The organism is Azospirillum humicireducens (assembly GCF_001639105.2).
In the GTDB taxonomy this organism is placed as follows: domain Bacteria; phylum Pseudomonadota; class Alphaproteobacteria; order Azospirillales; family Azospirillaceae; genus Azospirillum; species Azospirillum humicireducens.
The window spans coordinates 239,790-252,414 of the sequence record NZ_CP028904.1; the positions used below are offsets into that span (position 1 = coordinate 239,790).

Consider the following 12,625-nt stretch of genomic DNA (forward strand, 5'->3'; position numbering starts at 1 on the left):
AGTCAGTTGGCGGCGACCCGACTCAACTCCACCGCAATACGCTCAAGCGCCTGTTCGAGCCCCTGAGAGGCCAGCGGCTGAAACAGGCGCATCGACGGGTACCAGGGTCGACCGGCAGTGCCGAGCTGCGTCCAGTCGCGATGGCCGAAACGCCAGACCGGGACGCCCAGCGCACCGGCAAGCTCCGCCACCGAGTTCGCCGGCGCGATCACGAGATCGAGTGCAGAGACCAGTGATGCCGTCTCTTCGAAATCGTCGCGCAGATCCAGCCCGGTCCAGCCATAGATCGGCTTCCCGAACCGGCGTTCCGCCGCCAGGATTTCGTGCTGGCACTCGTCATATTGCAGGTTCACGAAGGCGATGCCGGGCACCGAGAAGACCGCTCCCCAGGACTCCAGCGGCAGATAGGCGCTGCGGCGGTCGGCGGTCATCAGTTGGCTGCGCCAGCTTATGCCGACACGCAGGTTGTCGCCCGTGCCGTCCAACCGCTCGCGCCAGTCGGCGATGCGACTGCCTTCGGCGAACAGCCAGCAGGACCGCGTCGGGAAAGCCGACAGCCGTTCCCGCAGCAAACGGGGGACCGAGCCGGCCGGGATGTGATAGTCGCAATCGACCGTCTCGGCTTCTGTCAACCCGCAGTGCGGCTGCTCGGCCCGCAGGGTCGCCTTGGGGAAGGAGCGTGCGAAGAGCGGCACCAGTCGGCGTTCGCACTCGATCACCACATGCCCCGCCATCTTGATCAAGTCGGGATAGCAGGACGCGAACAGGAACTCGTCGCCCACCCCCTGCTCGCGCCAGATGAACAGACGCTTGCCGGCCAGCGGCTCGCCCTTCCATTCGGGAATGGTGAAGCGCCGCTCCGGACGGACGCGGCCGGCTTTGAAACGGAAGGCGTAGTCGGCCCAGCCGGCGTTCAGCGCGCCGCGTTCCAGCGACAGCAGACCGCGGTTGAAACGGGCCAGCGCATGGCCGGGTGCGGCGACGATCGCGCGCTCGAACCAGCGGCCGGCGTCGGTGCGCCCCTGCCGCTGTTCCGCCAAGCCCAGGGTGCAGAGCGGGTCGGCCAACGACGGCGCCAGTGCCAGGGCTCTGCGGCAGGCGGCATCGGCTTCGACCGGACTTTGAGCGCCGTTCAGTGCATAAGCCAGCACGGCATGCAGTGGTGCATGGCCGGGCATCAAGCGGATGGCGCGGCGAATCTGCACCATTGCTGAATTGAAGGCCTCCTGGTCCGACAGGTTGCCGCCGAGATTGCCCAGCGCATCGGCGAAGGCAGGGTTCAACGCGAGCGCACGCTTCCAGCAGGCCTCTGCCTCCTCCCGCCGCGCCTGCGCCTTGCAGGTGTTGCCGAGATTGTTCCAGGCCTCCGCTTGGTACGGATTGCTGACAACTGCACGGCGCTGCCAGCGCTCGGCACTGCCTTTATCCCCGAGCGCGGAGACCGCCAACCCCAGATTAACGAGCGCCGGTACATGGAATGGATCGATCACAAGCGCGGCACGGAACCGCTCCTGCGCTTGCCCATGGCGCCCCAACGAATGCAGCAGCAATCCAAGATTGTTGCGGGTCTCGGCATGGTCGGGCTGACGCCGGAGTGCCTCGGCATAGGCATTTTCCGCCTCGGCGGGCCGGCCCAATACCTGAAGCACGGCTCCCAAACTGGCCCAGACTGACCCGCTCTTGGCACCGAGTTCGATGGCTTCCCGATAAACCACAGCGGCCTCGGTCACTGCGCCCCAGCGGCGCAGGGCATTGGCCAGCGTGACGCGGGTGGCGGCATCCTTGGGCCGCAGTCTCGCCGCCAGACGGTAACAGCCGATGGCTGCGCCGGGCTGTCGCAGTTCCTCAAGCGCACGGCCCATGCCGAGCCGCGGTTCAGGCGCACCGGGCACCAGACGCGCCGCGGCACGGTAGCAACGCAGCGCTACCACTGGCCGCGCCTGCCGTCCGGCAACAGCCCCCATTAAGCACAGTGCGTCGGCATCGCCGGGATCCACCGCCAGTGCATGGCGGGCACTGGGGAGGGCGGCGGTCACTTGCCCCTCCTCCAACAATGTTTGCCCCAGCGCCAGATGGTAGGAGCCGATCAACGCATTGGACCGCGCTGCGGTGTCGAACAGACGGGTGGCATCGGTCCGCCGCCCATCCTGTAGGGCGATATGACCCAGCAGATGGGCGGCATCGCCATGCGTCGGGTCAATGCGCAGGATTTCGCGATAGAATCGCTCAGCCCGCTCGGTTTGTCCCGCATTGTGATGCTGGACCGCCAGACGCATCAATCCGTCGGTACGCCGGGTCGCGCTCCCATCCATGGTCGTCGTCGTTCCGTCAATGAACCCGTTGGCGGCATCCTGGGCCGCGTCTTTTTGTTTTACGGTGCTGGAACGGAACTCCTGCGCAGGTGTTGTCAAGTTGCCGGCGGGGAGTGGAATTGCGGTCAGCAGGCCTGTGAGGGCGTTCCAGGCGTCACAGCAGGCCTTGACGACTGCGTTGTAGTTGTCCTGGATCCGGTGGGAGAGGAAGCGCTCGCGCAGGCACAGCCAGACGCGCTCGACTGGGTTCAGTTCGGGGCTGTAGGGCGGCAACGGCACCAGCGTGATGTTGTCCGGCACGACCAGCGCCTGGACGTCCGGCTCCAGGCTTCGGGAGAAGCCGTCCAGGAACAGGCTCATGGCGGTGGTGGAAACGGTCGGCATAACCAGCGCGAAATCGGCGCCACTGGCTGGGCAGACGGCGGCGTAGAGGTAGGCCGATGTGAAATGCTTGTCGCACAACCAGGGTAGGTAGATGCTGTACATCAACAACCTCTAGGGGCCGTCCTTCTGGCCGGTGCGGGCTTCCTCCTGGATCAGAGTTGAAGTCGTCGCTCTGAATGCGCGGTTGCCAGCCGGCCGGGCAGCGGGCGGTCGTAGAGCCCGGCTACGCCTTCCGAGTTGTAGCGTGCTACCGCGTCGCGCAGGGCTTGGCGGTTCATGGCGACCCTCTCCACTGCCGCGATGAGCGTGTTCTTGGACGGCTTCTGCCGGAGCCTGGAGCGGGACGTTCAGACCGTGCTCGTGCTCGGCCAGGTGGGGTGGCACGGAGGTCGGGAGCTGGGTGCGCCGGACAACGTCACGCAGGTGCCGCTGCCGCCCTGCAGTCCTGAGTTGAAGCCTGTCGAGCGCGTCTGGGCTCTACCTGCGCGAGCGCGTCCTGTTCCACCGGCTTCTGGATGGCTACCTCGCCGTCGTCCAAGCCTGCTGTAACGCCTGGAACGCCCTCATCGCAATGCCGGAGCGCCTACGCTCCCTCACCAGCTACCCGTGGCGGCGGAGCCCATCTCCATATCGGCTGAGCTGACGTTCCGCACTACGAACCGGATTTATATGATAGCGCCCCAAGCGCAGGGTGATCGGAGAGGGCGGCGGGGCGCCGCTCACTTTGTGCGGGTGAGCGTCCTGGGGGCTGGACGGGCACGGGGTTATCTGGCCGGGAAACCTCATCGCATCCGGAGACACGCCGCTGTGAAGAAGGTTCTCATCCTGTTGGTGGCCACCATGACGATGTAGGCTTGCTGATGGGCCGAGATCGTCGTCTATGAGGGTGCGCCATTGAAACTGTGGAAGGATCGGGAAGCCGCCACGACCGCCGCACTGATCGCGGCACCGGCGCCCTGACCGTTGCCATCGGCGCCATGGTGCGGCACGCACCGGCCGAGACAGGCCTCTCCTTGTTCCGAGGCTCCTGCTCTGCCCGACGTCAACCATCGACCGACATCGGTCCTTGTGACCATCGCAGATTTTCGCATATGGCTCGCAGGAGCAAGAACCCAGGGAGATCGACCGTGGCTGGAACCATCCGCATCGTGCCGGCGCTGCGATGCCAAACGACCGCTACACCCCAGCTCCGCTCGCGGGATCTTTGAATAGAGCGCCGGCCTGCGGCCGCTGCATTGGCGCGGATCACGCCATCTTCGAGTTGGAGGAGGCCGCCAACTACAGAGTGGGGCAGACGGCCTTTGTGCGCGTGAACGGCGTAGCCATGACGGGAACGGTCGACCGGGTCGATCACGGCGACGGCGCCGTGATCGTGGCCTAGAAGGGGGACGCCAGCACCAGGGGAAGGTGAAGCCGGTGCTGCGCTCAGTGGTCTATGGCTGTTTCAGCGGCGTTCGGATGGCCGCGTGATCGTCAATAAAATTGAGAATTCTCAATTTTTCTGGCGGGCGCGTCCGGTTCCGCGCCCGCCTGTCCGGTCAGCGCGATCCGGCAAGGATGACCTCGATCGCTTCGCGCATGTCCTCCAGCCGGCGCCGGTCTTCGTCGCTGAGTGGACGGGGTTCTGCGCGGAGTCCGGCCAACACCTCGTGGGCATGGTGGATGTGCCGGGCGTGGCGCTGCGGCAGCAGGCTGGGGATGGCGATCCGGTTGCGCCGCTCGCGCGGGGAAGCTGGCTCGTCGTCCGCCTCGCCCTTATCGGAAAGGTTGGCGGAGGTAGAGCGCGACGCGCCGGTCATCTGTGCCTTGAGCGCATTCCAGAGCGCGCGCTGCCGGGCTTCGTCGCCGGCGCCGGCAATTTCGAAGAGACGGTATCGCGCAGGCTTGAGGGTGCGGGCCTCCGCCTTGATGTCTTCGGGGATGGTCAGAACGGAGACCATGCGCGAGAGTTCCGCCGGATCTTTCCGGATCATCATCGCTATCTTGTTGTAGCGCAGCCCGTGGCGCTCCTTCAGTCCGCGAATCGCCTCCGCCTCGTCGAAGATGTCCAAGTCGTCGCGGTGGAGGTTCTCGAACAGCGCGATCTCTTCAGCGCGGCCGCTGATCTCGGCGATCTTCTCCTCGCTGGCGCCGTCGAGGTTCGCCACCACCCGGCACGGGATGGTGCCATTACCGAGTTCACGCATGGCCCGCAGGCGCCGCGACCCGTAGACGAGGCGGAAGCGCATCGGGTTGATCTGCAGGACGCCGATCGGCTGCTGCAGGCCGTACTCCGCAATGGACGCCTTCAGTATCTCGAAGGCCTCCTCGTCCATCACCGAGCGGGGCTGGTGCGGGTTGTCCTCAATGTTGCCGATGTCCGGGGTGATGATCGGGAAATCGGTGTCTGGCGCGGCGAAAAGGGCCGAAATGCTGCTGACCGCCGATCCGCCAGCGCCTTTGCCAAGACGGCTTTCCGCGCGGAGTGAGTTACGCGGCATTGATGACCTCCAGGCGCTTCTTGCGTTCCGTGACAAGGGTGTCGACGAGGACGCGCAGGTTGGAGGCACCTGGCGCATCCGGCTCAGCCTCGAAGGCCGCGCGGCCGGCAAGCGCCGCCTCACCGTGCACGGTCGCACGCGGGATCGGCGGGAAGATCCGTAGATTATTGCCGAAGGTAGTGTGTAGGTGTTCCAGAACGACTTGGTGCTGGTGGAGGCGCACGTCGTGCATGGTTGGCAGGATGCCGAGGATCTGAAACTCCGAAACGAAACGCCGCTTGATCTTGGCGATCGAAGCCAGGAGTTTCTCCATGCCGAGCGAGGCTAGGTACTCGGTCTGCGTCGGTATGACAACGCCATGGCAGGCGAGCAGCGCATTGGTCGTCATCTGCCCCAAGTTGGGCGGGCAGTCGATGATGATGAAGTCGTAGTTGTCCTTAACTTCCACGATCTTCTCGCGCATCGCCAGCGGACCGCTGCTGTCGGAGATCAGGTCATTCTCAACAAAACTGAGGCCGAGGCATGAGGGCACGACTTCCAGGCCGGACGGGCGCACCGGCACGATGACTTCACGCAGGGTGACTTGATCGCGCAGCACATGCGGCAGCGATTTCTTTACCTCCTGCTCGTAGTCGGGAGTGTCGAGACCCAGGTTGGCCGTCGCGTGGGCCTGCGGGTCGGCGTCGATCACCAGCACCCGGTTGCCCTGGGCAGCCAGGACGCTCCCGAGGTTCACCGAGGTCGTCGTCTTGCCGACGCCGCCCTTGTTGTTGGTGCAGGCGACGACGTAAGCCGGGCCATGCTGTGCGTCCGGCCCTGCCTGTTCGCGGAGGAGAAAGCGCAGGACGGCTTCTGGGATCTTTTCTCGATTTCCTTCCCAGCGGCTAATCTTCGGGCCGTCGTAGCGCCGTCCCAAGCCCACGTTGAGCCATTGCGCGAACTCGGCTTGGAGCATTCCCTTCTGCTCCCGGAGTCGCTTGACGTCTTCACCCAGCATGCCCCTGCCCCCGTTTGTTGCCTTGGGCTGAGCGTTACCGTGTTGATGAGTATAGGTCAAGATTGATGGTAGCGCTCCCTTTGTATCAAGTTGCATCAAAGTCGCGCCTGCCATCAAGGAAAGCGGCAAAGCGCGGCGTTCGTCAGTCGAGTGACACGGCCGCCGGACGTGGCTTTCGGGCATGCTTCCGATTCCCGATCACACGACGTTTTCCCGGCGCAGCGCCGACCTGGCAGTCGCGTCGGCGCTGGCCAGGGCGGATGGGTCGGTGACCGCCCACAGTTCTGACGCGGAAGTGATCATCCCGCCCCGCGCGCTCCCACACAGCGTGGTCGGCACTGCTGGCAGCGGGTGGTCCAATACGGACTGCGGTTCTTGGGCGAGGTGGCGATGTTGAGGCACAAGCCGCTGATCGGCCGGAGCCTCCGCGCCCGGACTCTGCCGACCCAGAATGTGGAGGACGCCGTCGGCTGCAAGATCATGAACATCATGACCAGCTTGGGAATGCCAGTCTCCCGCAAGGTCGCCTGATCACCGAACGGACAGGGCCAATTCTGTCAGCACGCCAAGTTGCGCACCAAAGTCGTGAGACAGCGCTTCCGCTCGCCGGTATGAGATGCTGGCGCTGCGCGTCCTCAGTTCGTCATCGCCTACGTAAGCCGCCGTCGACTTCACGATGCCGAGCGGCCACCGTTCCCGTGACAACGCTTGAGCGTCTTCCGTCATTTTAAACGTAAAGCGGATGATCAAAGACGCAAATAGTCCATGTGGATGATGTTGAGCCGGTGCCGAGTATCATTCTGCCCTGAGCCTCGGTTTTGCTCCTGGGAGAAGGTCGAGTGCAAATTGCTCGCTCGGCGCTGTTGCTGTTCATTGCGGGGATATTCTCCATGTCGACGATCCAGACGATCAACGAAAATTGATCAAAACTGGCGTAAGGAGATCGAGTGCGCTTATATAATTTCGCACACACTGAATATTCACAATTTTCGAATGCCGTAATCAGTGGCATGTATTCAAGCGGGTGTCTGATGGCTCTGCGAGAGGTCGGATCTGATCCTGGCGGATAATCTATTTGTGGGGGGCGCGCCTGATTTTTCCGATCTGGCATAGGGGCGGTTCAAAAAGGATTGGCCCCTCCCGGTGGGGAAGGGGCCTTTTCCTTTCATCCAAATGCGGACCGATGGCGCATCAGGTCATGCTGCGCAGTTCCTCAGCCCGGTTGGAGCGCGAGGCGGCGTAGTGGTCCTTGGCCAGCAGGGTGTAGACCGCCGGCAGAACGAACAGCGTGAACAGCGTGCCGATCAGCATGCCGGCCACGATGACCAGACCGATGGAGAAGCGGCTGGCGGCCCCGGCCCCCGCGGCGGTCAGCAGCGGCAGCAGGCCGACCACCATCGCCGCGGTGGTCATCAGAATCGGGCGCAGGCGGACGCGGGCCGCGTGCTCGATCGCGGTGCGGCGGTCCACGCCCTCGTTCAGCTGCATCTCGCGGGCGAACTCCACCAGCAGGATGCCGTGCTTGGAGATCAGGCCGATCAGCGTCACCAGACCCACCTGGGTGTAGATGTTCATGGTGGCGAGGCCGAAGAACAGCGGCAGCAGCGCGCCGCAGATCGACATCGGCACCGACACCAGGATCACCAGCGGGTCGCGCAGCGATTCGAACTGCGCCGCCAACACCAGATAGATGACGACCAATGCGAAGGCGAAAGTGACCATCAACTGGTTGCCTTCCGTCACGAACTGGCGTGATTCCGACAGGTAGGCGTGGTTGAAGCCGGCCGGCAGGTGGATGCGCGCCTGCTCCTCCAGGAAGTCGACGACCTGGCCCATGGAAACGCCCGGCATCGGCACGGCGGAGAAGGTGGCCGACGGCAGCTGGTTGTACTTGTTCAGCGCGTTGGGCTCCACCGCCGTCTCCACCGACACCACGGTCGACAGCGGAATCTGGGCGCCCGACCCGGAGGTGACATAGTAGTTGGTCAGCGATTCCGGCGTCAGGCGGTCGGCCCGCGGCACCTGCGGGATGACCTCGTAGGAGCGGCCGTTCAGGTTGAAGCGATTGACGTAGTTGCCGCCGACCAGCACCGACAGAGTGCTCGACACCGACTGCATGGTCAGGCCGAGGTCGGCCGCCTTGGCACGGTCGATCTTCAGCCGGACGACCGGGCTGTCATATTGCAGGTCGCTGTCGGTGATGATGAACATGCCGCTCTTGGCGGCGGCGTCCTTGATCCGCTCGATGGCGTCGTAGATGGTCCGGTAATCGCCGGGGCTGGAGATCACCATCTGCACCGGCAGACCGCCGGTGGAACCGGGCAGGGCAGGGGGCGACACCAGGAACACGTTGATGCCCGTCACCTTGCTCAGCTCCGCCTGGGCCAGCGGCTGCAGTTCCTTGGCCGACCGCTTGCGCTCGTCCCACGGCTTCAGGATCATGCCGGCGAAGCCCTGATTGAGGGTGGGCACACCGGTCAGCACGAAGCGGGTGTCGGTCTCGGGGAAGCTGGCGAAGGTCTCGTCGATCTGTTTGCCGAAGCTGTCGATATAGTCGAGGTTGGCGTATTGCGGCGCCTTGGAGATGCCGAACAGGATGCCCTGATCCTCTTCCGGCGCCAGTTCCGCCATGGTGTTGGCGAACAGGTAGCCGACGCTGGCCAGGATGCCGACGGCGAACAGCAGCGTGGCCGCCCGGTAGTCCAGCGTGCCGTGCAGCCGGCGTTCGTACCAGTCCGCCAGCTTTTCGAACTGGCGGTCGAGGAAGGCCGCGAAACCGCCCTGGTTTCCGCCTTCCTTGAGGATGACCGAGCACATCATCGGCGACAGCGTCAGTGCCACGATGCCCGATACGATCACCGACGCGGCGAGCGTGAAGGCGAACTCGCGGAACAGGGCGCCGGTCAGGCCGCCCAGCAGGCCGATGGGCGCATAGACCGCCGCCAGCGTGATGGTCATCGAGATGACCGGCCCGATGATTTCGCGGGCGCCGATGAGCGAGGCGGCGACCGCCGATTTTCCGTGCTCGATGTGCCGGTGGATGTTCTCCACGACGACGATGGCGTCGTCCACCACGAGGCCGATGGCGAGCACCATCGCCAGCAGCGTCAGCAGGTTCAGCGAGAAGCCCAGCGCCAGCATGAAGGTGGCGGCGCCGACGATGGAGAGTGGGATGGTGACGATCGGGATCAGCACCGACCGGAAGGACCCGAGGAAGAGGAAGATGACGACGATGACGATGGCGACCGCCTCGACCAGCGTCTTCACCACCTCGTCGATGGAGGCCTGGATGAAGCGGGTGCTGTCATAGACGATCTCCATCTTCATGCCCGGCGGCAGGTTGCGCCGCAGGTCCGGCTCCATCTTGCGGATGTCGGCGACGATGTTCAGCGGGTTGCCGGTCGGGGTGCTGTCGACACCGATGAAGATCGCCTGCTGCCCGTTCATCGCCACGCTGGCGTCGAAGCTCTTGGAGCTGAGTTCGACGGTGGCGATGTCGCGCATGCGCACCAGCGCCCCGTCCTTCGCCTTCACCACCATGTCGCGGAACTGCTCGACGTCGGTCAGCCCGGTGTTGGCGGTGATGTTGGAGATGACGAAGACGCCCTTGGTCTGGCCGGGCGCCGACTGGTAGTTGTTGGCGGTGATCGCCGCCGAGACGTCGGCTGGCGAGATGTTGCGCGCCGCCATCTTGACCGGGTCCAGCCAGAGGCGCATGGCGAAGGTCTGGCCGCCCAGGATCTGGGCGCGCGCCACGCCTTCAACCGTGGACAGCACCGGCTGGACCACGCGGGTCAGATAGTCGGAGATCGCCGCCCCCGACAGGTCAGGGCTGGAGAAGCCCATATAGAGGATGGAGGTCGTCTCGCCGGTCGACTTCAGGATGATCGGGTCGTTGGCCTCGCGCGGGAGCTGGTATTTGACCTGGTTGACCTTCGCCATGACGTCGGTCATCGCGACGTTGGGATCGAAGTTCAGCCGGACATAAGCAGTAACGACGCTCTGCCCCTGGGTGGAGGAGGAGGTCAGGTAATCGAGCCCCTCCGCCGTCGCCACCGCCTGTTCGATCGGCGTGGCGATGAAGCCCTGCATCAGTTCGGGCGAGGCGCCGGGATAGCTGGTGGTCACGGTGATGACCGTGTTCTGCAACTGAGGATACTGCCGGATCGGCAGTTCCAGCATCGCACGGGCCCCGACCAGCAGGATCAGCAGGCTGACCACGACTGACAGGATGGGCCGGCGGATGAAGATGTCGGTGAAATTGCCCATGGCATCGGCCTCAGTTCTGCGGCAGGGACTGCGGCGGGGTCAGCGGGTTGTTCTCGGCCGGGACGACGGCGGCGCCGTTGGCGAGCTTCATCTGGCCGGACACCACGACGCGGTCGCCGGGGTTGATGCCGCTGCGGATCTCCACCCGGTTGGCGAGCCGGTCCCCGGTCTTCACCGACTTGCGCTCCACCACCAGCTGCTCCTTGCCGTCGGGGGTCTTCCCCTGGACGGCCACCAAGACGGAATCGCCATAGACGGTGTAGTCCACCGCGGTTTCCGGCACGGTCACGGTGTTGGGCTGCGGCGGCAGCACGACGCGGACGTTGGCGAACATGCCCGGCCGCAGCAGGCGCTCGCGGTTGTCCATGGTCGCCTGCACCTTCACCGCGCGGGTGTCGGCACTGACCTGCGGCTCGATGGTGGTGATCTTCGCGCCGAAATCGCGGCCGGGCAGGGCGTCGACATTGATCAGCACCTCCTGACCGACGGACAGCTTGGGAAAAGCCTGCTCCGGAAGGGTGAAGTTGATGTAGAGCTGGGACAGGTCGGTCAGTGTGACGATGGTAGCGCCGGGATTGACGTAATCGCCGACGTTCACCTGCCGAATGCCGAGGTCGCCGTCGAACGGCGCCTTGATCAGCTTCTGGCCGATCAGGGCGGTCGTGCGCTTCATGTTGGCGTTGATCTCGTCGAGCTGCGCCTGATACTGGTCGACGTTGCTCTGGGGCGTGGCCTGGCTGCGGCGCAGGTCGCGGTAGCGTTCAAGATTCAGCTCTGCCAGACGCGCCTGGGCGCGCTGGGCCAGCAGGTCGGCCTGCTCGGTGGCGTCGTTGAGCTGCACCAGCGGATCGCCGGCCTTGACGCGGGCACCCGATTCGAAGGGAATGCGATCGACCCTGCCCGCGACTTCGGGCGCGACCGTCACCTGACGGGCCGCCTGAAGCGTGCCGATGGCGGGCAGGTATTTCGGTACGGTCTGCACCGTCGCCTCCGCCAGCGCCACCGGGGTGGGCGGAGGCTTGTTGTTGGCGAAGAAGTCGGCGATGGCCTTGGCGCGGAAGGTGTTGAAGCCGTACAGCGCCGCCCCCAGCAGCCCCAGCACCACCAGCATGATGATGATGCGCACGGTCAGCCGCCCGCGGGTGACCGGCTTCCGGGGCGAGCCGGGGGGCGGGGGAGGAGAACCGCGACCCGGCTCGGACGCCGGGTGGCCGAACGACGTCTCGGTCTTTGGCGAATGGTCCAGGGTCACGATCGGCTACTCCGCTCTCTCGGGTGTGGGGTGGACATTGTCGGGCCCGCCAGCAGGCGGGAATGGGGCAGGCGGTGATCGGGAAGGCACGGACGGAAAGCGTCCGCCCCGTTCCTGCGCGGCGATGGTCGTGTCGCTGAGTCCGAGCCCGCGCAGGATGAACCAGATGGTCTGGCGCGCAAGTTCGGAACGGCCGCAAGGGTAGGGGACGATCATTCCACCCGACAGGCAGACGGTCGCCATCATCTCGCACAGGTGTTCGGCGAGCCAGAAGCTGTTCTCCGCATCGATCGGTCCCGGCACCAGGTCGCCGGCGGCGATGGCGGCCTCGATGGAGGCGGCGAAGCAGGGCAGGAAGCGGCTGCGTATGCCCTCGAAGATCTGCCGCATGAACTCGCCGTCCTCCAGCAGGCTGATGATCGACAGGCGTTGGCGGGCGCGTTCGCTCGGATCGGTCGGCAGGTCGATCAGGAAGTAGTTCACCAGCGCCTGGATCATCTGCACCAGCGTATCGGTACCCGGCCGCAAGGCGACCAGTCGCTCATATTCCGGGTCGCCGTCGATGCAGCTGAGGAAGATCGATTCGTACAGCAAGGCCTTGGACGGAAAATGCTTGAAGATCAGCGCCTCCGACACCCCGGCGGCCTGCGCGATCTCCTTGGTGGTGGTCGCGGCAAAGCCCTTCTGTGCGAACACAGGTAGGGCGGCATCAAGGATCGCGCGCCGACGGCTATGGCTATCAAGGCGTGGAGCCATAACTGGCGATCTTCCGTTGACTGAGCGGCGAATTTCGGTGAGCGCGCACTCACCACAAGGCGGGTTCCTACACCGCTTAACGTCGCTTGTCTATACGTGCTAAGGTCATTTTCCGATCAGCTGCGTCGGTTTTCGGACGGGTATGCCTCTCTAATTCTACTGTGTCATAAAGTGC

The 12,625-nt window shown here is 64.8% G+C and carries 7 protein-coding genes and 1 pseudogene; 1 reads left to right on the top strand and 7 read right to left on the bottom strand.

Annotation, left to right across the window (positions count from 1 at the left end; genetic code table 11):
• Window positions 1-2: 2 nt before the first annotated feature.
• The 4 genes from A6A40_RS23195 to A6A40_RS23215 form a co-directional block, all read right to left on the bottom strand.
• Complete coding sequence (locus tag A6A40_RS23195; RefSeq protein WP_108548247.1) at window positions 3-2,798, bottom strand: tetratricopeptide repeat protein; 2,796 nt, start codon at window positions 2,796-2,798, stop codon at window positions 3-5.
• Window positions 2,799-2,848: 50 nt separating this feature from the next.
• Entirely contained in the window at window positions 2,849-2,998 is a 150-nt protein-coding gene (locus A6A40_RS32470; protein WP_418208629.1) for a helix-turn-helix domain-containing protein, read from the bottom strand.
• A gap of 1,236 nt (window positions 2,999-4,234) precedes the next feature.
• Window positions 4,235-5,176 (bottom strand): ParB/RepB/Spo0J family partition protein, encoded by a 942-nt coding sequence (locus A6A40_RS23210; RefSeq protein ID WP_158279352.1) that lies wholly within the window; start codon window positions 5,174-5,176, stop codon window positions 4,235-4,237.
• Window positions 5,166-6,173, bottom strand: a complete 1,008-nt coding sequence (locus A6A40_RS23215) for an AAA family ATPase (RefSeq protein ID WP_108548251.1) — start codon at window positions 6,171-6,173, stop codon at window positions 5,166-5,168. The genes A6A40_RS23210 and A6A40_RS23215 overlap by 11 nt, the downstream gene beginning before the upstream one ends.
• 184 nt (window positions 6,174-6,357) lie before the next feature.
• Here A6A40_RS23215 and A6A40_RS23220 point away from each other — a divergent pair.
• Window positions 6,358-6,704, top strand: a pseudogene (locus A6A40_RS23220) (hypothetical protein); the annotation flags it as partial.
• 660 nt (window positions 6,705-7,364) lie between these two features.
• On the opposite strand, the gene A6A40_RS23230 reads toward A6A40_RS23220, so the two are convergent.
• From A6A40_RS23230 to A6A40_RS23240, 3 genes are read right to left on the bottom strand one after another with little or no spacing between them, the layout of a single operon-like run.
• Complete coding sequence (locus tag A6A40_RS23230) at window positions 7,365-10,442, bottom strand: multidrug efflux RND transporter permease subunit (RefSeq protein WP_108548253.1); 3,078 nt, start codon at window positions 10,440-10,442, stop codon at window positions 7,365-7,367.
• A gap of 10 nt (window positions 10,443-10,452) precedes the next feature.
• On the bottom strand, window positions 10,453-11,694 hold the full coding sequence (locus tag A6A40_RS23235) for an efflux RND transporter periplasmic adaptor subunit (protein ID WP_236783983.1): 1,242 nt from the start codon (window positions 11,692-11,694) through the stop codon (window positions 10,453-10,455).
• Window positions 11,695-11,700: 6 nt separating this feature from the next.
• Window positions 11,701-12,450: a TetR/AcrR family transcriptional regulator gene (locus A6A40_RS23240; RefSeq protein ID WP_108548254.1), complete on the bottom strand. Its 750-nt coding sequence runs from the start codon at window positions 12,448-12,450 to the stop codon at window positions 11,701-11,703.
• Between the last annotated feature and the right edge of the window lie 175 nt (window positions 12,451-12,625).

Bases quoted from the DNA above. Each gene is read 5' to 3' on its own strand.
- A6A40_RS23195 (WP_108548247.1), bottom strand. From the start codon at position 2,798: ATGTACAGCATCTACCTACCCTGGTTGTGCGACAAGCATTTCACATCG.
- A6A40_RS23210 (WP_158279352.1), bottom strand. From the start codon at position 5,176: ATGCCGCGTAACTCACTCCGCGCGGAAAGCCGTCTTGGCAAAGGCGCT.
- A6A40_RS23215 (WP_108548251.1), bottom strand. From the start codon at position 6,173: ATGCTGGGTGAAGACGTCAAGCGACTCCGGGAGCAGAAGGGAATGCTC.
- A6A40_RS23230 (WP_108548253.1), bottom strand. From the start codon at position 10,442: ATGGGCAATTTCACCGACATCTTCATCCGCCGGCCCATCCTGTCAGTC.
- A6A40_RS23240 (WP_108548254.1), bottom strand. From the start codon at position 12,450: ATGGCTCCACGCCTTGATAGCCATAGCCGTCGGCGCGCGATCCTTGAT.